The sequence below is a fragment of the Microbacterium testaceum StLB037 genome (assembly GCF_900104345.1).
Lineage (GTDB): Bacteria > Actinomycetota > Actinomycetes > Actinomycetales > Microbacteriaceae > Microbacterium > Microbacterium testaceum_A.
Genome location: NZ_FNJN01000002.1, coordinates 294,602 through 314,073, shown reverse-complemented (window position 1 = coordinate 314,073; position 19,472 = coordinate 294,602). Strand labels below are relative to the sequence as shown.

The following is a 19,472-nucleotide window of genomic DNA, read 5'->3' as shown; positions in this document are numbered from 1 at the left end:
CGAGGGTGGGCTTGACGAGCTCCCCCGCGGGGTGCGGGGGGCGATGGTCGCGAGGACGCGGCCCGGCGAGGGGCGAGCCGCTCAGGCGCGGGTGAACCCGTCGAGGTCGGGGTCCCAGAACGCGTCGGGGTTGGCGTCATCGCTCGGCTGCTCGACGGCGATGGCCGGCGCCTGGGGGAAACGCTTGTGCTGACGGAGTTCTTCCGCCGCCCACGAGAAGTCGGGCTCCTCACCCGTCCAGTCGGCCGGAGCGCTGAGGACGTCGTTGCCGACGCCGATGACGAGCTCGGCCTCTTCCGCGCCGCCGTCGGTGACGATCGGGATGCTCACGGCCTCCGCCTGCCCTTCGGCGGCGATCGACGCCGTCAGTTGAACCAGAGCCTCCGCCACGTCGTCGGTCGTGGTCACGGTCTCACCGGCATAGGTCACACTGCGCATTCAGCGATGATCTCCTCTCGAGCGCGTCGGCGGGGGCCGGTTGCCGTGGGGCGCCCGCTCCGATAGGGCGCGCGTGTCGGGGGTCCGCGCTAAGGTCCGGTGAGCCGTCGGAAAGGACCGCGATCATGCCCGAAGCCCCCGAACTGATCGTCGACGACGCCGCACGGTGGCGGTCGTGGCTCGACACCCACGAAGACACCAGCGACGGCGTATGGCTGGTGCTCGCCAAGAAGGGGACGACCGCGCCCACGTCCCTCACCTACGCCCAGGCCCTCGACGAGGCCCTCTGCAGCGGGTGGATCGACGGGCGGAAGCAGTCTCGGGATGCCGCCACCTTCCGGCAGCACTTCACCCCGCGCCGCGCCCGCTCGATGTGGTCGAAACGCAACGTCGATCACGTGGCACGCCTCACCGACGAGGGCCGCATGCGCCCGCGCGGGGCCGAAGAGATCGCCCGCGCCCATGCCGACGGCCGCTGGGAGCGCGCGTACGAGGGCTCCGCGGCGATCGAGGTGCCGGCCGATCTGCGCGCGGCGCTCGACGCCGTCCCCGACGCGGCGCGCGCTTTCGACGCCCTGACGAAGGCGGAGCGCTACTCCGTCCTGCACCCCGTGGTCACGGCGGCGACGCCGGCCACCCGTGCGGCGCGCATCGCACGCCACGTCGAACGCCTCTCCGCAGAATCGGTTCCCCTGACCCCCGAGCAGTGATCGCCGCCGAGAATGGGGTCATGCGTGCGCGACGACTCCTCGGCCTGGTCGCCGCGGCATCCCTCCTCCTCGTCTTCTCGGGGTGCGCGGCCCCGACCACGGCACCGGCCCCCGCCGCGACCGGCCCGGTCGTGTCGTTCTACGGCGATTCGTACACGCGGGGCACGGGTGCGAGCGCCAACGACAAGCGCTGGTCGATGATCATCTCGGCCGAGCGCGGGTGGCAGGAGATCAACCGCAGCGAGAACGGCCTGGGGTTCGTCAATCGCCGCGCCTCGATGGGGCCGGGCCTCGACGACATCCCCGCCCAGGTCATCGCCGACGATCCCGACCTCGTCTTCGTCACGATGGGCCTGAACGACAACTTCAGCTACGACCGCGCGGCCGACCGCATCCGCGAGACGATCGACAGCGACCTCGAGCGCTTGCGCGAGGGCGTGCCCGACGCGCGCATCGTCGTCGTCGAGCCCTTCTGGTACACCGCGGACCGCCCGGCGTCGGTCGACGTCATCGCGGGGTGGGTCGAAGACGCCGCCGCGCGGATCGGCGCCGACCACATCGCGGGGGCCAGCCACTGGCTCGACGGTCACTACGCCGATTCGACCGACAGCTGGATGGCCGCCGACGGCTTGCACCCGAACGACACCGGGTACGCGTACATGGCGGAGCGGATGGATGCCGCGCTCCGCGCCCTCGACCCCCCGCTATGACGACGGGGCGCGTCGGGGTCGACGACCGAGCGCCCAGACCGCCGTGGCCGCGAGCAGGAGCAGGGCCAGGATGCCGACCACGTGCAGAACGAGAGAGGCGAGACCCCGCTCGGGCAGGAGGAAGCCGTAGGGCACCCATCCGTCGGTCGCGCCGCGAGCGAGGACGACCGCGACCCACGCCAGGGGGTACGGCAGCACCCACCAGAGGTGGCGCCACGCGAGTCGGGGACGATCGGGAGCCGTGGCGATGTCGACGACGACGAGCAGCGGGAAGACGAGGTGCAGCACCGCGCTCACCCACGGTGGGGCCGATCCCGTCCCCGGGACGAGACCGTTGTAGACGACGGCGACCACGATGAGGCAGGCCGCCCCGATCGCCCACGCGAGAGCGAGCCCGACGGGCACGGTTCGATCCGCCGCGCCCCGGGCACCCACGGCGATCAGCACGAGCGCCGTCAGGCTGCTCGTCTGATTGGTGAAGTATCCGAAGAAGTCGAAGAAGCCGGGGTCGTCCGCCGCGATGCGCAGCCCGTAGGCGAACAGCACGACCCCGAGCACGCCCACGCCAGCGACGATGCGGGCGACGGAGCGGACGCGTCGGCGAGAGCCCGCGGGGTGGGAGGTCACCCCGCGACGCTACCGCGCCCGACCCGTGGAGGCCCCTGCGTCAGTCGTCGCTCGCCGTGCGCGCGCGGAACCACACGGTGAGTTCGCGCACGGCGCGGATGCTCGCGTCCTCGTCGTCGGCCTCGAGGTCGTCGAAGGTGTCGCGGAAGCCCTCGGGAGCGGGGGTGGCGGGGATGCCGATCGGCTCGTACCCCATCGTCCACTCAGTGAATCGACGGTCGTCGATGTGCTCCGTCAGCAGCACGCGGACATCGGTATGGCGCGGGTCGCGACGGATCTTCGTCATGAGCTCGTCCACGGCATCCAGCGGCCCTTCGAGTACCTGGAAGAAGCGCCCGCGACGGTACAGCAGCATGCCGGTGAGGTCGTGCTCGTGATTCGAGCGGCGGCTCTGCGCGAGCAGGTCGTGCAACCGGTCGTCGTCGAACGGCTCGGCGGCCGCGCTGACGTACGAGATGGAGACGAGGTCGGAGCTCATGAGGCCTTGCCGCCGTCGATCGATCGCGGCGCGGGGACCCGCACCTCGCGAAGGGTGATCTCGGCGTCCTGCGGGGGCTGGTCGTTGGTCACGGCGGCCATGGCGGCGGTGAGCGCGTCGAAGCGGCCGACGAGGCGCGAACGACCGTCGTACGCGAGGAATGCGCCGCCGGCCTGGCGGTCGATGTACCCCAGGAACACACCGTTCCTGCTGCCGACATGGAAGCCGTCTTCGACGCGAGCCCACACGACTCCGGCGCCGGGGCGGTCGTGAGACACCATGGTCGCCCCTCTCTCTACCCGGGATGGAAACGGGCGAGAGCGACCGTACCCGGACCCCCCGACAGGCGGCCGCCCTTGACAGATCGCTCGCCGCGAGAGACCCGACCGCACGCGCTCCGACTCAGCCGAGAGCGAGAAGGATCTGCGCGGGGTCGTCGGTGCCGCTCGCCTCGACGATCCGGCCGCGCTCGAGGCGGTACATGGCGAAAGACGCGATGTTCACCCGCCGATGGGTCGGGCTCACATGGCCGAACGAACCCGTGTGCGCTCCCCCGCCCCGCAGGTGCACCGCCAGACGGTCGTCCTCGACGACCAGCTGGATGCGCTTCCACTGCCAATCCGGGAAGCCGTGCCACAGTTCGGCGAGGTCGGCGATCCAGGCCTCCGCCCCCGCGGGAAGGTGCGCACGACGCACGGCCGGGTGCAGCAGCCCGCGGACCGCTTCGAGGTCGTGGCGGTTGAGCGCCTCGAGGTAGTCGGCGAACCACTCGCGCGTCTCCCAGACCTCCACTCCCCCATTATCGGACGGGATGCCACGGTCCCGGCCCGTTCGCGCAGAGCCCTGGGCGATGTCGGCGCCCGACGGTAGCGTGAGGCGTCGATGCGGAAGCCGGGGCCGGCGTCCGGAGCGGAGGAGGGACGATGACGTCACGAACGGCGCTGATCGTGCGCGGCGGGTGGGACGGCCACCACCCCGTCGAGACGACTGAGATGTTCCTGCCGTTCCTGCGGAGCAACGGCTTCGAGGTGCGGATCGAGGAGTCCCCCCGCATCTACGCCGACGCCGACGTCATGAGCGGTGTCGACCTCGTCGTCCAGGCCGCGACGATGAGCGAGGCCGACGCCGAGAGCATCGAAGGTCTCCGCGCGGCGGTGGCCGCGGGCACGGGTCTGGCCGGGTGGCACGGCGGCATCGTCGACTCCTACCGCCACGACGCCGCGTACCTGCAGCTTGTGGGCGGGCAGTTCGCCGCGCACCCCCGGAAAGACCCGGGGGACCGCGCCGATCCGGCGACCGACGCCTTCGTCGAGCACCTCATCGAGATCACCGACCTCGGGCGCACGCACGAGATCACGAGCGGGATCGACGCCTTCCCCCTCGTCACCGAGCAGTACTGGGTGCTGCACGACGACCTGAACGACGTACTGGCCACGACCACGCACCCGGTGCGCGACGACGAGCCGTGGCACCGCCCGGTCGTCTCGCCCGCGGTCTGGACGCGCGAATGGGGGCGGGGGCGCGTCTTCGTCGCGACACCCGGTCACGACCCCGGCGTTCTGACCGACCCGCACGCGCGGACCATCATCGAGAGGGGACTGCTGTGGACGAGCCGACGCGCATCGGGCTGATCGGCCTCGGGGTCATCAGCGACCAATACCTGCGCACCCTGAGGGATCATCCCGCCGTCCGGATCGTCGCCGTCGCCGACCTGCGCGCCGATCGCGCGACCGAGGTCGCCGAGGCGCTCCCCTCGGCCCGCGCGCTCGGCGTCGACGCGCTGCTCGCCGCGGACGACGTCGACGTGGTCGTCAACCTCACCGTCCCCGCCGCGCACGCCGAGATCGCTCGCGCCGCGATCGCCGCGGGCAAGGGCGTGTTCGGCGAGAAGCCGCTGGCCACGACGTTCGCCGACGCGGAGCGCGTGATGGCGGATGCCACGGCCGCCGGCGTCGCCGTCGGGAGCGCCCCCGACACGGTGCTCGGCACGGGGGTGCAAACGGCCCGGGCGGCCATCGAGAGCGGCCTCATCGGTCGGCCGACGGCGGCCACCGCGACCTGGGTCTCGCCGGGCCATGAGCACTGGCATCCGAATCCCGACTTCTACTACCGCGAGGGCGGAGGGCCGCACTTCGACATGGGGCCGTACTACCTGACCTCTCTCGTGCACCTGCTCGGCCCGGTCGTGTCGGTCAGCGGAGAAGTGTCCCGTGGCCGCACTGAACGCGAGATCGGGTCGGGGCCGCGCGCAGGCGAGCGCATTCCCGTCGAGGTCGACACCCACGTCACCGGCACCCTCCGGCACGCCAGCGGTGCCCTGTCGAGTGTGACGTTCAGCTTCGACGCGGGCGGGACCACGGCCGCGCCGATCGAGGTGCACGGCGAAGCCGGGTCGCTGGCCGTCCCCGACCCGAACGACTTCGACGGCGAGGTGCGTCATCACGCCGTCGGCTCGGACGGGTGGGTCGCCCTGCCGGTGAGCGCGGGGTACGTGGGGGCGGGACGAGGGGTCGGCCTCGTCGACATGGTGCGGGGCCACGGGCGGGCGAGCGGCGAGATCGCCCTGCACGTCACCGAGATCGTGACGGCGCTCCCGCTGTCGGCGCGTGAGGGCCGACGGATCGACCTCCGCACGACGCCCGCCATTCCACCGCTCGTCCCACTGACGCCGACGGAGCAGTGGCGCTGAGAGTTATCACACCGACCCGCGGTCGCGCCGCCCCCTCGGCGACCGCCGCTCCGCGTGGAACCGTGAGGGCATGGCATCCCCCCTCGCCCTGCTCCGAGATGACTCGCTCGCTCTTCTGATCCGTGGTTACGGCTTCGGCTCGCACCTGTGGCGTCGGGCCGACCGCGGTGCCCGCGCCGTGCCGTTCCGCCTGCTCGGGCGCGAGGCGCTGTTCGTGCGCGGCGAGGAAGGTGTGGACCTCTTCTATGACGAGTCGCGCATCCGTCGCCACGGCGCCATGCCCGCCTTCATCCAGGAGTCGCTCTTCGGCCACGGCTCGGTGCACAGCCTCGACGGCGCCGAGCACCGCCACCGCAAGGCGACCTTCGTCGACGTGCTGTACGACGACGCCGAGGTGCAGCGCCTGCTCCCCGAGCTCGACCGGCAGTGGCAGGGCGAACTCGACGCCTGGGTCACCGGCGGCGAACGTTCGGCGTACGACGCGGCGGTGGGCGCCCTCGGCCGGTCGATCATGCGCTGGGCCGGCATCCCCGGCACCGCGTCGGCGCAGACCCGCTGGGCGAAGCGCCAGGCGCAGATCGTCGACGGCTTCGGTGTCCCCTACTCCCCCGAGTTCGCGCTCGCGCTCATCAACCGCCGGTGGTCCGACCGTCACGCTGCCGAGCTCATCGACGCGGTTCGCGCCGGCACCCTGCGCCCCGCCGAGAACACGGCCCTGCACGCGTGGGCGCACCACCGCGACCAGGACGGCGAACTCCTCCCCGCGAAGACCGCGGGGATCGAGCTCCAGAACAGCTTCCGGCCCATGATCGCCGTCTCGCGTTTCGTCGCCTTCGCCGCGAAAGAACTGCACGACCGCCCCGAGTGGCGCGAGCGCATCGCCGCCGAGACGACCGAACGCGGGACCCACGTCGGCGGAGAGCTCTCCACGGCTTTCGCGCAGGAGATCCGCCGCACCGCCCCCTTCGTGCCGATGCTGCCCGCGTGGGCCGAGACCGACATCGAGCTCGACGGTCAGCGCGTGCCGGCGGGCGGCCGGGTCGTGCTCGACATCCTCGGCACCGACACCGACACCCGCGAGTGGGAGCATCCCTCCGATTTCGCCCCCGAGCGCTTCGTCGGCGTCGACGACTACGAGGCCATCCGCGCGTTCGTCCCCCACGGCGGCGCCGACGTCCGCACCGGCCACCGCTGCCCCGGAGAGAAGCTCGCGATCGCCGGGCTCGCGGCATCCATCGCCGTCCTCAGCGACCCGCGCATCCGCATCAGCGGCCGCGGGCTCGACGTGAACAGGCGGCGGATGCCGACCAAGCCGCGCTCGGGTGGACGCGTGCGCCGCGCGGACGCGCCGTCGTCGTGCCCGTTCCACTTCGGTCGTTCCGCGCGCTGACGCGGTGGCCGGGGGCGCTGACGCCGTCCCTCACCGCGCCGCGACGTCACCGCGACAGGCGGATGCCACGGGAACAGCGCCATCCGAGCCGGATCGTCCTGTTCCGGCGACATGCCCGGTTCCGGTGACACGGGCCAGGAAGCGCCGACAGCCGTCGGTCGCCTCCGGATCACTCCTCGCGGGGGCGCGCGGTTTGCGCATCGGTCGCCGACAACACCTCGGAGGCGATGCGGAAGGCCGAATTGGCCGCCGGCACGCCGGAGTAGATCGCCGACTGCAGGATGACCTCGCGGATCTCCTCGACGCTCAGCCCGTTGCGTAGCGCCGCGCGCAGGTGCATCGCGAGCTCCTCGTGGTGACCGTGCGCGATGAGCGAGCTCAGCACCGCGATCGAGCGCGAGCGACGGTCGAGGCCGGGCCGTGACCACACGTCTCCCCACGCGACGCGCGTGATGAAGTCCTGCCAGTCGGCGGTGAGGTCAGTGGTCGCGGCGATCGAGCGCTCGACGTGCGCGTCGCCCAGCACGGCGCGGCGCACGGTCATGCCCTGATCGTGGCGTTCCTGATCGGTGGGCATCAGGCGTCCTTTCGGGAAGACGTCGCCGTCGAGACGGAGGCGAAGAACGACCGCAGCAGAGCCGCCACGGCCTCGGGTTGTTCGGCCGGGGGAAGATGGCCGGCGTCGTCGACGCGCGCGACGCTGCCGCGCGGCACGCCCTCGGCGATCTGGACGGCCATGGGCTCGGGGGCGACCTGGTCGAAGACTCCCCAGACGGCGAGCACCGGCACCGCGATCTCGCCCAGCGTCGCGCGCACGTCGTACGCGGCGAGCGCCTCGCAGCAGCGGGCGTAGCTGTCGTCGTCGGCGTCCTGCAGTGCGTGCAGCAGGCGGCCGCTCAGCTCGGGGCGGCGCGCCATCGACTCCGGCGCGAACCAGCGCTGGGCCGAGCCGACGATGAGGCTCGAGGTGCTCTGCGACCGCGCCTGGGCGGCCCGCTCGTGCCACGACGCGGGCGCGCCGAGGACGGCTCCGGATGCCACGATAGCGGCGCCCCGCAGGCGGGTGCCGTGACGCCGCGCGAGCTCGAGGCCCGTCGCCCCGCCGAGGGACACCCCGGCGTACAGGAACGTGTCATCGGGGACGGCGGCGGCCACGGCATCCGCGAGATCGGCGACGGTGAACGCCTCGCGTGCGATCGGCCCGGCTCCGTGCCCGGGGAGGTCCCACGCGGCGACGCGGTAATCGTCGGCAAGCAGGGGCACGACGTCGTCCCACAGGATGGTCGAGGTGCCGAGCGAGGGCCCGAGCACGACGAGGGGTGCGTCGGCGGGACCCACGGGTGCGGTCAGCGAGATGAGGCTCATGCGTCGGCTCCTTCGTCGTGCGCGGTGCCTCCGCCGGCGTGGCGGGTGCCGCGGGCGAGGCGGGGGGCGAGGCCGACGTAGGCGGCCGGATCGAGCAGCGCGTCGACGTCGAGGTCGGCCGCCTCGGGCAGCGCCCGCAGGCGCGGGGCGAGGTCGTCGTCGCCGTCGAGCAGGGCCGCGAAGCGCTCGGCGCCGATGAGGGGCACGAGCACGCCCCGCAGACGCTCGCTGACGAGGCGCCCTCCGGTCAGAGCGGCGTTGGCTGCCGCGGCCCCGGCATCGACGCGCAGGTGAGCGAGCAACGACGACCCGTGCGCGGCGGCGCCGACCGCGAGGCGCAGCAGCTCACGCAGCGTCGGCCACTCGGCGTGCCAGGCGCCGTCGGGGCGCTCGTCGACCGCGAGGGCCGAGGCCAGGTGCAGGGTCGCGCCCAGCTGGGGCGCGCGCAGAGCGGCCGAGCGGATGAGCACCGCCTCGGCGGGGTTCTGCTTCTGGGGCATGGCCGACGATCCGCCGCCCACGCCCTCTGCCACCTCGCCGATCTCGGTGCGGCTGAGGGTCGCGACGTCGGCGGCCATCTTGCCGAGCGCGTCGATCGCCTGCACGAGGGCGTCGCCGATCTCGGTCACGGGCCAGCGCGTCACGTGCCAGGGGGCGTCGGGGGCGTCGAGCTCGAGCACCCGGGCGAAGGCCGCGGGCAAGGCGTCAGCGGCATCCGTCGATCCCGTGATCTCGACGAACGAGGCGAGCGTCCCGCCCGCTCCCGCGAGCTGAGCGGGGAAGACCAGGGCGTCGAGTCGCACGACGGCCCGTTCGAGACCGCGCGCCCAGGTCGCGGCGCGCGCCCCGATCGTGGTGGGCACGGCGTGCTGGGTGAGCGTGCGGGCGGCGGCCACCTCGTCGGCGTGCGCGGTGGCGAGCTGTCGCGCCCAGACCGCCGCATTCGCGACCGAGCGTCGCGTCTGCTCGACCGCGCGCTGCGCGACCACCATGAGCGCGGTGTCGAGCACGTCTTGACTCGTCGCCCCGCGGTGGATCCACCCGCGGTGCTCCGCCGGCACCTGGGCCTTGAGCGCGCCCACGAGGGGGATCACCGGGTTGCCCCCGGCGACGGCGTCACGCACGAGGGCGTCGACGTCGAGCACGCGCGCGGACGCGCCGCCCTTCTCGTCGATGCCGAAGACGTGGTCGATGTCGGCTCGCGCTTCGCGGGGGGCGACCCCGACGGCGACGTACGCCGCGACCAGGGCGCACTCGACGCGGATCATCGTCGCCAGCACGAACTCGTCCGACAGCAGGGCGTCGTGCCCGACGCTCACCGGCGAGAGCAGCCCGAGGTCGATGCGCGGCAGCGGTTCAGAAGGCAAGGAACACCGTCTCGTTCTCGCCCTGCAACCGGATGTCGTGCGACAGGTACCCGTCGGGCGTCCGGGTCGCGACGAGGCTAGCGCGCTCCTCCCATGTCAGGGTGGAGAGCAGCGGATCGGCGGCGAGAGCGTCGTCGTCGGCCGGCGAATAGATGCGAGTGTGCAGCTTGTCGGGCAGGCCGCGGGCGAACACGATCGCGGCGAAGAACCCCGCCCGCCCCCGGATGCCGCCCGGCTCGCGCGTCCAGAACGAGTAGCGCCCCTCGTCGTCGGTGAAGGCGCGTCCGAACCCGGTGAAGGTGTGGTCGTCACGGCGGAACGCGCCCCGCGCGCGGGGCACCGAGCCGTCGGCATCCGCCCCGAAGATCTCCACGAGGGCGTCGGGGATCGGCGCTCCCCCACCGTCGTACACGGTGCCCGAGAGCACGATCGCACCCGGCGAGTGCGGGAACACCACCTCGTACTGCTTCGGGTACTCCAGCCCGTACGCGAAGAACGGTCCGACCGTCTGACCGGGGGTGGCGCGGTGCGTCTTGGCGGGAATCACTCGTCGCCCTCCTGCTCGAAGAAGGTCGCATCCGGCCCGTCGACCACGATGTCGAAGCGGTATCCCGTCGCCCACTCGGGCGAGGTGAGGTCGTGGTCGTAGACGCCCACGAGGGCGTCGCGGTCCTTCTGGCGGTGGATGGAGTTGTAGATCGGGTCGAGCGCGAACAGCGGGTCGCCCGGGAAGTACATCTGCGTCACCAGCCGCTGCGTGAACGACGACCCGAACACCGAGAAGTGGATGTGTGCCGGACGCCACGCGTTGCGGTGGTTCTTCCACGGGTACGGGCCGGGCTTGATGGTCGTGAAGCGGTACTCGCCGTTCTCGTTCGTGATCGCGCGGCCGGCTCCGGTGAAGTTCGGGTCGAGGGGCGCGGGGTGCTGGTCGCGCTGGTGGATGTAACGGCCGGCCGAGTTCGCCTGCCAGATCTCGATGAGCTGGTTCACCACCGGGCGCCCCCACGAGTCGAGCAGCCGGCCCTGCACCGTCATGCGCTCGCCCAGCGGTTCCCCCGCGTGCTGCAGGGTGAGGTCCGACTCGATCGCCGCGACGTCGCGCTGCCCGAACGCGGGCGAGAACAGCTCGATGGTCTCGGGGTCGACGAGCTTCGGATTCTTGGTCGGATGCCGCAGCACGCTCGACCGATAGGCCGGAAAGTCGTGGGCGGTGGCGGCGACGCGCTCGCCCGCGGCGTCGAGGGCGTCGAGCTCGGCGTGGCGGGCGTGGATCTCGCGGACGATCTCGTCCTGCGTCGCCTGGTCGGGAGCGGCCAGCAGCGATTCGGGGGCCGCGGCGGGGGCGTTCGTCATGGGGTCTCCTTCGACCCCTCCATGCTCCGTCACCCTCTCGCCTCGCGGCGAGACGTTCCCGCTGAATGGGAGTCGTGCCATTCTGGACGCGTGGCGAACTCCCCCTCCGGCGATTCGGTGACCGACCGCCTCGTGCGCATCCTCGAGACCTTCACCCCCACGCGCACCGCGCAGACCACGGCCGACATCGGCCGCCGGGCGGGTCTGCCGAGCTCGTCGGCGCACCGGATCGTGAACGAGCTGGTGGATGCCGGCTTGCTCGAGCGCGACGACGAGCGCCGCGTCCGCGTCGGGATGCGCCTGTGGGAACTGGCCACCCGGTCCTCGCACGCGCTGCGCCTGCGCCAGGCGGCCCTGCCCTACATGGAACGCGTGCAACAGCGCGTGCGCGAGCACACCCAGCTCGCAATCCTCGAGCAGGATGAGGCGCTGTTCCTCGAGCGGCTCAGCGCCCCCGACTCCGGCGCGAACATCACCCGCGTCGCCGGGCGCCTTCCCCTGCACGCCTCGTCGTCGGGACTCGTGCTGCTCGCCTTCGCCCCGCGCGACCTGCAGGAGCGCGTGCTCGCCGGCCCCCTGGCGCGGGTCACGGCCGATACGATCGTCGACCCCGCAGCACTGCGCCGCACCCTCGCCGAGATCCGCACGCTCGGTCGGGTCGTGGCCCCCGGCTACGTCGACGAGGTCTCCACCGGCGTCGCGGTGCCCGTGCGCGACGAGACCGGAGCGGTCATCGCCGCACTGTCGGCCGTGCTCCCGCGCGACGCCGAGACACAGTTCGCCCTCGTCGAGCTGCACCGCGCCGCCCGCGACACCGAGCGCGCTCTCGGCTTCCGCCGCTGACCCGCCGCCTTCTCTGCCCCGTCGCCTTCCGCCTGCGCGCGTGTCTCCCTTGCGTGAGGGGTCATGAACTGTCGCCTGGGGCGCGTCCAGGCGACAGAAACCGACCCCTCACGCGAAGAGCGCCGGTTCCTGATCAACGGGAATGTGGCGACGAGGAGCGCGGGCGGCGCGCACCATCGACACAGCCACCGTCGAAGGAGACGCCATGACCACCACCGTCCGCACCCGCGTCGCCATCGTCGGCGCCGGCCCCGCGGGGCTCCTGCTCTCGCATCTGCTCGACGAGGCCGGCATCGCCTCGGTCGTCATCGACCAGCGCTCGCGCGACGAGATCGAGAGCACCATCCGCGCCGGAATCCTTGAGCAGGGCACCGTCGAACTGCTCGACACCCTCGGCGAGCACTCGCGCGCGCGCACCGTGGGCCACCGTCACGACGGCATCGAGCTGCGCTTCGAGGGAGAGGGCCACCGCATCGACTTCGCGGCATCCGTCGGCCGTGCCGTGTGGCTGTATCCGCAGCACGAGGTGCTGAAAGACCTGATCGCCGCGCGCCTCGCGGCGGGGCAGGACCTGCGTTTCGGCGTCACCGCCGAGAACATCGCGGATGCCGAGACCTCGACCCCTCGCGTGATCGCCCGCGACGCCGACGGGCGGCCGTTCGAGATCGAGGCGGAGTTCGTCGTCGGCTCCGACGGGTCGCGCAGCGTCGCTCGGGCCGCCGTGTCGGGATCGCGCCAGGGCGGCTACTTCCGCGAGTACTCGTTCGCGTGGTTCGGCATCCTGTGCGAGGCCCCGCCGAGCGCCGACGAGCTCATCTACAGCAACTCCCGCGACGGCTTCGCCCTGGTCAGCCAGCGCTCCGACACCGTGCAGCGCATGTACTTCCAGTGCGACCCCGACACCGACACCGCGGCCTTCAGCGAGGCGCAGCTGTGGGACGAACTGCAGAAACGCGTGCCCGGAACGACGCTGAAGCAGGGACCGATCTTTCAGCGCGACGTGCTGCGCTTCCGCAGTTTCGTGGCACATGAGCTGCGTCGCGGCCGCGTCGCCCTCGTGGGAGACGCAGCGCACACCGTGCCCCCGACCGGCGCGAAGGGCATGAACCTCGCGATCGCCGACGTGCGCCTGCTCGCCGACGCCCTGCGGCGCCTGCTGCTCGAGGGCGACGAGCGCGGCCTCGACGCCTACCCCGAGAAGGCCCTGCGGCGCATCTGGAAGGCGCAGCACTTCTCGTGGTGGATGACGAGCCTGCTGCACGTGGCTCCGGATGCCACCGACTTCGACCGCCGACGCCAGGTCGGCGAACTGCGCACCGTCGTGGAATCGGAGCACGCCCGCGCCTCCCTCGCCGAGGCCTACTGCGGCTGGCCCTTCACCGACTGACCGGCCGGCTCAGTCCTTCTTGTCGCGCGGCTTCGGGAAGGGGCTCGGCACCACCGGCACCGTGCCCGTGTACCCCTCGCGCTCGGCCGCCAGCTCCGCGATGCGCTTGCGGCACGCGAACCACCCGATCGTGATGGCGATGCTCGCGATGACGGCCACGAGCAGGGTCGCGGGCGAGTCGATGAACACCAGCACGAGCACGATGGCGAGGAACAGCAGCGTCGCGTAGCCGGTGTACGGCGCCCAGAACAGTCGGAAGGCCGGGCGCACCAGCTCGCCGCGGTCGGTGAGGCGCTTGAACTTCATCTGGCAGAGCATGATGGTCGCCCACGTGACCAGGATGCCGACGGCGGCGACGTTCAGCACGGTCTCGAACGCGTCGCTCGGTGCCACGAAGTTGATCACGACACCGAAGAGGGCCACGAACGCGGTGATCGCGATGCCGCCGTACGGCACGCCCGCCTTGTTCATGCGCGCGGCGAACTTCGGCGCCGAGCCCGCGACCGCCATCGAGCGCAGGATGCGGCCGGTGGAGTACAGCCCCGCGTTCAGCGACGACAGCGCGGCGGTCAGCACGACGAGGTTCATGATCACGTCGACGCCGGGAACGCCGATCGAGGCGAAGAAGGTCACGAAGGGGCTCTCGTCCTTCGAGTACGCGGTGAAGGGCAGCAGGAGCGACAGCAACAGCACCGAGCCGACGTAGAAGACCGCGACACGGAAGATCACCGAGTTGATCGCGCGGGGCATGACCTTCTCGGGGTTCTTGGTCTCGCCGGCGGCGGTGCCGACGAGTTCGATCGAGGCGTACGCGAACACCACGCCCTGCATGAGGATGACGGCGGGCAGGATGCCGTTGGGGAAGAAACCGCCGTTGTCGGCGATCAGCGAGAACCCGGTGGGCGCACCCGTGGGGGTGCCGAACACGACGAAGTAGATGCCGACGAGCAGGAACGCCACGAGGGCGGCGACCTTGATGAGCGCGAACCAGAACTCCAGCTCGCCGAACACCTTCACCGAGACGAGGTTGACGGCGAGGACCGTCACGAGGGCGGCGAGCGCCCACACCCACTGCGGGACGGCGCCGATCCACGGCACGTACTTGCCGAAGAAGTTCATGTAGAGCGCGGCGGCGGTGATGTCGACCATGGTGGTCGTGGCCCAGTTGATCCAGTAGAACCAGCCCGAGACGAACGCGGCCTTCTCACCGAAGAACTCGCGCGCGTACGACACGAACGACCCCGACGTGGGGCGGTGCAGGACGAGCTCGCCGAGCGCGCGGAGGATGAAGAACGCGAACAACCCGCAGACGGCGTACGAGAGCACGATCGCGGGGCCGGCCTGGGCGAGGCGTCCGCCGGCGCCGAGGAACAGGCCGGTTCCGATCGCACCGCCGATCGCGATCATCTGCACCTGACGCGACGTCAGGCGCTTGTGGTACCCGTCGTCCTCGAGCTGCACGGTCGAGGTGGTGCGGGGCGGCTCTGCGGCATCGCTCGAGCGGGGGGAGGAGTCGGTCACGTACCCATCGTGCGAATTGCGCAGCGTCTGTCCAGCAAGCGCGCCGCAGTGTCGGCATCCCGGACCGGATGCCGTGCCCCCACGCGAGCGCTCAGAGCCAGTGCTTGCGCTTGAACGCGAACCACAGTCCGATCGAGGTGGCGGCCATCAGGGCGAGGGCCATGGGGTACCCGAAGGTCCAATCGAGCTCGGGCATGTTCTTGAAGTTCATGCCGTAGATGCCCCCAACGAGGGACGGCGCGAACAGGATGGCCGCCCACCCCGAGATCTTCTTGACCTCTTCGTTCTGCTTCAGCGAGGTCTCGGTCTGTCGCTGGGTCACCAGCGTCGCGTTGACGGTGAGGGCGTTGTCGAGGATCGCCCGGAGCGCCGTGAGCTTCTCGCACTGTCGCAGGACGTGATCGAGCACGTCGCGCAGCGAGCGCTGCAGCTCGAGGTCCACGCCGTACTTGTCGGCCCCGCGCAGCAGGGCTTCGAGCATGTCGCGCAGGGGTTCGGTCGCCCGCTGGAAGTGGATGACCTCGCGCGCGAGCTCGTAGATGCGCTGCGTGAGATCCGCGCCGCCCTCGCCGAACAGCTGGTCCTCGATCTCGTCGACGTCGTTCTGCAAGCCGCGGGCCACGGGGTCGTACTGGTCGACGACCTCGTCGAGGATCGCGTAGAGCACCGCCTCGGGGCCGCGCGCGAGCAGGTCGGGGTTCTTCTCGAGTCTCCGCCGCACTTGCGAGAGGTCGGGCACCTCGGCGTGACGCACCGTCACGACGTAGTCGGGGCCGATGAAGACGTGGAGCTCGCCGAACTCCACCGTCTCGGTCTCGTCGATGTAGCGCGCGGGTCGGAGCACCGCGAAGAGGTTGCCCCCGTAGCGCTCGAGCTTCGCGCGCTGGTGGCCGGCGAGCGCGTCCTCGACGGCGAGCGGGTGCAGCGAGAACTCGGCGGCGACGCGCTCGAGCTCCTCGGGCGAGGGCCGCAACAGGCCGATCCACGCCATTCCGCCGTGGGCCTCCATGTACTCGAAGGTCTGGTCGAGGCTGGCCGGGTTCTCGATGCGGTGACCGTCGACGTACACGGCGCTGTCGATGATGGGCATGTGTCCGTTGTACCCCGGATGCCTATGCGCCCGGGCCCCGTCGCGCCGACCCTCACGAAGTCCTTACGGGGTCACTTCTTCGGGTCGTTGCCCCAGTTCATGAGCGAGTACCGCCAGTCGGTGTCGGTGATGTCGCCCTTGGGCTTCTGTGCGCTGTGCCGTTTGACGTAGCCGACGACCTTGCGCATGTGCGCGTAGTCGTCGTCGGTGAGGTCGGCCTTCTTCTTCTCGAGGATGCGCACGATGTGCCGCCCGCTCTCGTGCCCGGTCGACTCCCCGCCGTCCTTCTTCTGGCCGACGGACTTCGACTCGTCGGTGTCGAGCCACTTCTTCAGCTCGCTCGCGGTCATGTTAACCGCCTCATCGAAGTCCTTCTTGGTCTGATCGTCGTCGCTCATCCGGTCATCCTCGCCACCGCCCGGGTGCGCGAGAGACCCCTTGCGGAGTCGCCGGGGTCATGGCATCCGCTCAGCCGATCGGCTCGCTGAGGGGTTCTTCGGTGTCCGGTCCCGGATGCCGTGCCCCGGCGCTGCGGCGGGCGGCGGCGAGCACGGCGCCGATGCTGGCCGTGATCACCAGGGCGATTCCGACGAGCTCGAGCCACGACAGGTGCTGACCGAGCAGCAGGAACCCGGCGATCGAGGCGGTGGCCGGGCCGAGGCTCATCAGGATCGCGAAGGCCGACGCCGCCAGACGGCGGAGGGCGACGAGCTCCAGGGCGTAAGGGATGGTGGATGACAGCAGGGCGACCGCGGCGCCGAGGGCGAGGATGTCGGGGCGGAAGAGGGCCGATCCGGCCTGGGCGATGCCGAACGGCAGGGCGATGACGGCCCCCACGGCCATCGCGAGCGCGAGGCCGTCGAGTCGCGGGAACTCCCGACCCACCCGCGCCGAGGCGAGGATGTACAGGGCCCAGCTCACCGCCGCGCCCAAGGCGAAGAGCACGCCGAGGGCGTCGAGGCGGTCCCACCCTCCGGCTCCGAGGGCGACGACGCCGCAGAGCGCGAGTCCGGCCCACACCCAGCGGGCGACACCCGTCGCGGTGAGGATCGACAGGGTGAGGGGCCCGAGCACCTCGATGGTCACGGTCACGCCCAGCGGCAGCCGCTCCAGTGCGAGGTAGAACAGTCCGTTCATGGATGCCAGCACCACGCCGAACCCGACCACGGAGCGCCACGCGGAGCCCGTGTGACCGCGCAGACGCGGGCGGGCGATGATGAGCAGCAGGACGGCCGAGAAGAGCAGCCGCAGCATGACGATGCCGAGCGGCCCGGTCTCGGGGAACAGCATCACGGCGAACGACGCGCCGACCTCCTGGCACGCCAGTCCGACGAGCACGAGCGAGGCGGCCGACCCCTGCCCGCCGCGCGCGGTCATCGCGAGGTCATCCGGCGGGAGGAGCGCAGATGGCGTTGCCGGCGATGTTGTCGCGCATCTGCTCGGCGGTCCACGGCAGCCCCGCCTGCGGAGCCGTCTGCCCCTGGGCGGCCGGAGCCTTCGACGCGATCGCCGCGAGCTCCCAGGCCAACCACGCGCCGGTGGTCTTATTGCCGCCGGAGTTGTTCAGCACGACCGCGATGGACATCCCCGTCGTCGGGTCGGCGAAGGCGCCGACCAGGTACCCCGGGGCCGATCCGTACTGGCCGATGAGCGATCCCGCCTGGAAGGCGCCGCCCGCGGCGGTGAACCACGTGGGCTGATCGCCGCCGACGGGGACGGGGGCGGCGAATCGGTCGTTCCCGGCCGGCAGGAGCGCACCCGTGGCGAGCGCCTGCGCGTACCGCCCCATATCGGTGATGTTCGTCACGGCTCCCGCCGCGGCGCCGCCGTAGCTCGAGGACATGTCGGTGTAGTCGCCCGGGTCGGTGCAGTTCCAGGCGCCCTCGGCGTTCTGCTGCGACCAGTAGCCCGAGAGCGAGGCCGCTGCGGGATCGGCCGGGGCGGGGTCGGGGAGTCCGGTCGCGCCGAGGCCCAGGGGCTCGGTGACGCGGTCGGCGATGAGCTGGGAGAGCGGCTCGTTGGCGATGCGCTCGGCGGCGAGACCCGCGAGCACGTAGTCGGTCGCCGAGTCGGAGAAGGCCACACCGGGGGCGTTGGTCCGGGGGCTTGCGATGCCGTAGGTCATGAGCTCGCGCGGGTTCCACACGCGCTCGGGGTTCTTCGCCACCTGGCCGTCGAGCACCGAGGTGTAGGACGCGAGGCCCGAGGTGCCGTCGCAGAGCTGACGGAGCGTGATGTCCTCGTACCCGGGGAGGTTGCTGACCCAGTTGGTGACGGGATCGCTCATCGACGCCTTGCCGTCCGCGGCCAGGCGGTAGAGCACGTCGCACGTCATCGCGCCGGTGACATCGCCCGCGCGGAATGCGAGGTCCGTGGTGACCTCTGCGCCGCCGGGTCCCTGGGTTCCCATGCCCGACACCCACGTGCCGCTCCACGGCGCCCAGACGCCCACGATCGCGCCGGTGGAGCCCGTCGCGGTCATGGCGGCGGTCACGGCGTTCTGCAGTTCGGTCACCGTCGCCTCGGGCAGCGGCGCGTCGACCTGCGCGGGGACGTTGACCGACACCGAGCCTTCCGGCGTGCAGCCGCTCAGGATGACGGCGAGCACGCTCGCGCCCGCGATCGCGATGGCCGCGGAACGACGCCATGCCCGCATGTGAAACCCCCAGCACTTCCGCGCGCGACGAAGCGCCCGCTCCGAAGATTCAAACACACGGCACCTGAACGAAAGGGCCGCTTGCGCTCCCGTTACCGTCACGTCTGCATCACGACGCGGCCGACGCCGAGCGAGCTCGGAGGGAAATAGGGGTTAGGGGAACCTAACTCTGTGCGTAAGATGGCCGCATGAACGCCGTCGTCCCGTTCTCGACAGCTCTGCGCGAGCGTTCCAGCGACGCGCACTCGCCCAGCGAGTGCGACGGTTTCATGACCGACCTGCTCACGGGGGCCGGCACGCGCGACGACTACATCGCCCTCATCGCCCAGCACTGGTTCATCTACGCGGCCCTCGAAGAGGCGGCGACCCGCATGCGGACCGATCCCGTGGCATCCGTGTTCCTCCAGGGCCGACTCTCGCGCCTTCCCGCTCTCGAGGCCGACCTGGCCTTCTTGATCGGTGCCGACTGGCGCGAGCGCATCGCCCCTCTTCCCACGACGCAGGCCTACGTGTCGCGCATCCGCCGCGTGGCCGCCACCTGGCCCGGCGGTTTCGTCGCCCACCACTACACCCGCCTGCTCGGCGATCTGTCGGGCGGTCCGTCGATCGGCCGCCTGATGCGGCGCCGGTTCGGTTTCGAGACCAACGGCATCGGCTTCCTGCTGTTCGGCGACATCGCCGATCCCAAGGCGTTCAAGACCGTCTATCGCGAGCAGCTCGACGCCGCGCCGTGGGACGACCGCGAGAAGGAGCGGGTGATCGCCGAGGTGCTCGTCGCGTACCGCTTCACCACGGAGCTGTTCGCCGACCTCACCCGCGCGAAGGCCCACCAGGTCGCGTGAGGC

Annotated in this window: 23 protein-coding genes; 8 read left to right on the top strand and 15 right to left on the bottom strand. The window is 71.5% G+C overall.

Annotated elements, in window-relative coordinates:
* Positions 1 to 81: 81 nt before the first annotated feature.
* A complete protein-coding gene (locus BLS25_RS04805) occupies positions 82 to 438 on the bottom strand; it encodes a hypothetical protein (RefSeq protein ID WP_056224738.1) in 357 nt (118 codons plus the stop codon).
* Between the two features lie 125 nt (positions 439 to 563).
* On the opposite strand from BLS25_RS04805, the gene BLS25_RS04800 reads away from it, so the two are divergent.
* Positions 564 to 1,148, top strand: coding sequence for a YdeI/OmpD-associated family protein (locus tag BLS25_RS04800; RefSeq protein WP_074694619.1), 585 nt, complete (start codon positions 564 to 566; stop codon positions 1,146 to 1,148).
* Between the two features lie 20 nt (positions 1,149 to 1,168).
* Entirely contained in the window at positions 1,169 to 1,858 is a 690-nt protein-coding gene (locus BLS25_RS04795; RefSeq protein WP_074694811.1) for an SGNH/GDSL hydrolase family protein, read from the top strand.
* On the opposite strand, the gene BLS25_RS04790 is transcribed toward BLS25_RS04795, so the two are convergent.
* The 4 genes from BLS25_RS04790 to BLS25_RS04775 all read right to left on the bottom strand — a co-directional run bounded on the left by BLS25_RS04790 (position 1,853) and on the right by BLS25_RS04775 (position 3,755).
* The gene (locus BLS25_RS04790; protein WP_074694618.1) at positions 1,853 to 2,485 is read right to left on the bottom strand and encodes a Pr6Pr family membrane protein; all 633 of its coding nucleotides are present in this window, start codon (positions 2,483 to 2,485) and stop codon (positions 1,853 to 1,855) included. The genes BLS25_RS04795 and BLS25_RS04790 overlap by 6 nt on opposite strands.
* Positions 2,486 to 2,525: 40 nt before the next feature.
* Complete coding sequence (locus BLS25_RS04785) at positions 2,526 to 2,963, bottom strand: BLUF domain-containing protein (RefSeq protein WP_074694617.1); 438 nt, start codon at positions 2,961 to 2,963, stop codon at positions 2,526 to 2,528.
* Positions 2,960 to 3,244, bottom strand: a complete 285-nt coding sequence (locus BLS25_RS04780) for a hypothetical protein (RefSeq protein WP_056224746.1) — start codon at positions 3,242 to 3,244, stop codon at positions 2,960 to 2,962. The genes BLS25_RS04785 and BLS25_RS04780 overlap by 4 nt, the downstream gene beginning before the upstream one ends.
* A gap of 121 nt (positions 3,245 to 3,365) precedes the next feature.
* Positions 3,366 to 3,755 carry an ester cyclase gene (locus BLS25_RS04775; RefSeq protein ID WP_074694616.1) on the bottom strand — a complete coding sequence of 130 codons (390 nt, stop codon included), beginning with the start codon at positions 3,753 to 3,755 and terminating at the stop codon, positions 3,366 to 3,368.
* 131 nt (positions 3,756 to 3,886) lie between these two features.
* Here BLS25_RS04775 and BLS25_RS04770 point away from each other — a divergent pair, with 131 nt between their 5' ends.
* From BLS25_RS04770 to BLS25_RS04760, 3 genes are all read left to right on the top strand, one after another.
* Positions 3,887 to 4,594: a ThuA domain-containing protein gene (locus tag BLS25_RS04770; protein WP_074694615.1), complete on the top strand. Its 708-nt coding sequence runs from the start codon at positions 3,887 to 3,889 to the stop codon at positions 4,592 to 4,594.
* Entirely contained in the window at positions 4,567 to 5,652 is a 1,086-nt protein-coding gene (locus BLS25_RS04765) for a Gfo/Idh/MocA family protein (protein WP_074694614.1), read from the top strand. The genes BLS25_RS04770 and BLS25_RS04765 overlap by 28 nt, the downstream gene beginning before the upstream one ends.
* A 70-nt stretch (positions 5,653 to 5,722) precedes the next feature.
* A complete protein-coding gene (locus BLS25_RS04760; protein ID WP_074694613.1) occupies positions 5,723 to 7,042 on the top strand; it encodes a cytochrome P450 in 1,320 nt (439 codons plus the stop codon).
* Between the two features lie 169 nt (positions 7,043 to 7,211).
* Here BLS25_RS04760 and pcaC read toward each other — a convergent pair whose 3' ends face one another.
* From pcaC to pcaH, 5 genes are read right to left on the bottom strand one after another with little or no spacing between them, the layout of a single operon-like run.
* On the bottom strand, positions 7,212 to 7,619 hold the full coding sequence (gene pcaC, locus BLS25_RS04755; RefSeq protein WP_074694612.1) for a 4-carboxymuconolactone decarboxylase: 408 nt from the start codon (positions 7,617 to 7,619) through the stop codon (positions 7,212 to 7,214).
* Positions 7,619 to 8,407 (bottom strand): alpha/beta fold hydrolase, encoded by a 789-nt coding sequence (locus tag BLS25_RS04750; RefSeq protein WP_074694611.1) that lies wholly within the window; start codon positions 8,405 to 8,407, stop codon positions 7,619 to 7,621. The genes pcaC and BLS25_RS04750 overlap by 1 nt, the downstream gene beginning before the upstream one ends.
* Entirely contained in the window at positions 8,404 to 9,774 is a 1,371-nt protein-coding gene (locus BLS25_RS04745) for a lyase family protein (protein ID WP_074694610.1), read from the bottom strand. The genes BLS25_RS04750 and BLS25_RS04745 overlap by 4 nt, the downstream gene beginning before the upstream one ends.
* Positions 9,764 to 10,321: a protocatechuate 3,4-dioxygenase subunit alpha gene (gene pcaG / locus BLS25_RS04740; protein ID WP_176786311.1), complete on the bottom strand. Its 558-nt coding sequence runs from the start codon at positions 10,319 to 10,321 to the stop codon at positions 9,764 to 9,766. The genes BLS25_RS04745 and pcaG overlap by 11 nt, the downstream gene beginning before the upstream one ends.
* Positions 10,318 to 11,130, bottom strand: coding sequence for a protocatechuate 3,4-dioxygenase subunit beta (gene pcaH / locus BLS25_RS04735; protein ID WP_074694609.1), 813 nt, complete (start codon positions 11,128 to 11,130; stop codon positions 10,318 to 10,320). The genes pcaG and pcaH overlap by 4 nt, the downstream gene beginning before the upstream one ends.
* A gap of 90 nt (positions 11,131 to 11,220) precedes the next feature.
* Here pcaH and BLS25_RS04730 point away from each other — a divergent pair, with 90 nt between their 5' ends.
* Both BLS25_RS04730 and BLS25_RS04725 read left to right on the top strand, forming a co-directional pair.
* Entirely contained in the window at positions 11,221 to 11,973 is a 753-nt protein-coding gene (locus BLS25_RS04730; protein ID WP_056224762.1) for an IclR family transcriptional regulator, read from the top strand.
* Between the two features lie 205 nt (positions 11,974 to 12,178).
* Positions 12,179 to 13,360 (top strand): 4-hydroxybenzoate 3-monooxygenase, encoded by a 1,182-nt coding sequence (locus BLS25_RS04725; RefSeq protein ID WP_074694608.1) that lies wholly within the window; start codon positions 12,179 to 12,181, stop codon positions 13,358 to 13,360.
* A 9-nt stretch (positions 13,361 to 13,369) separates the two neighbouring features.
* On the opposite strand, the gene BLS25_RS04720 is transcribed toward BLS25_RS04725, so the two are convergent.
* From BLS25_RS04720 to BLS25_RS04700, 5 genes are all read right to left on the bottom strand, one after another.
* Positions 13,370 to 14,821 (bottom strand): amino acid permease, encoded by a 1,452-nt coding sequence (locus BLS25_RS04720; protein ID WP_074694809.1) that lies wholly within the window; start codon positions 14,819 to 14,821, stop codon positions 13,370 to 13,372.
* 151 nt (positions 14,822 to 14,972) lie between these two features.
* The gene (gene corA, locus BLS25_RS04715; RefSeq protein WP_056224766.1) at positions 14,973 to 15,971 is read right to left on the bottom strand and encodes a magnesium/cobalt transporter CorA; all 999 of its coding nucleotides are present in this window, start codon (positions 15,969 to 15,971) and stop codon (positions 14,973 to 14,975) included.
* 71 nt (positions 15,972 to 16,042) lie between these two features.
* Positions 16,043 to 16,369 (bottom strand): DUF3140 domain-containing protein, encoded by a 327-nt coding sequence (locus BLS25_RS04710; protein WP_074694607.1) that lies wholly within the window; start codon positions 16,367 to 16,369, stop codon positions 16,043 to 16,045.
* A 70-nt stretch (positions 16,370 to 16,439) separates the two neighbouring features.
* Positions 16,440 to 17,348, bottom strand: a complete 909-nt coding sequence (locus tag BLS25_RS04705) for an EamA family transporter (protein ID WP_074694606.1) — start codon at positions 17,346 to 17,348, stop codon at positions 16,440 to 16,442.
* A gap of 7 nt (positions 17,349 to 17,355) precedes the next feature.
* Entirely contained in the window at positions 17,356 to 18,627 is a 1,272-nt protein-coding gene (locus BLS25_RS04700) for a serine hydrolase domain-containing protein (RefSeq protein ID WP_074694605.1), read from the bottom strand.
* 188 nt (positions 18,628 to 18,815) lie between these two features.
* On the opposite strand from BLS25_RS04700, the gene BLS25_RS04695 reads away from it, so the two are divergent.
* On the top strand, positions 18,816 to 19,469 hold the full coding sequence (locus BLS25_RS04695) for a biliverdin-producing heme oxygenase (RefSeq protein ID WP_074694604.1): 654 nt from the start codon (positions 18,816 to 18,818) through the stop codon (positions 19,467 to 19,469).
* Positions 19,470 to 19,472 lie beyond the last annotated feature (3 nt).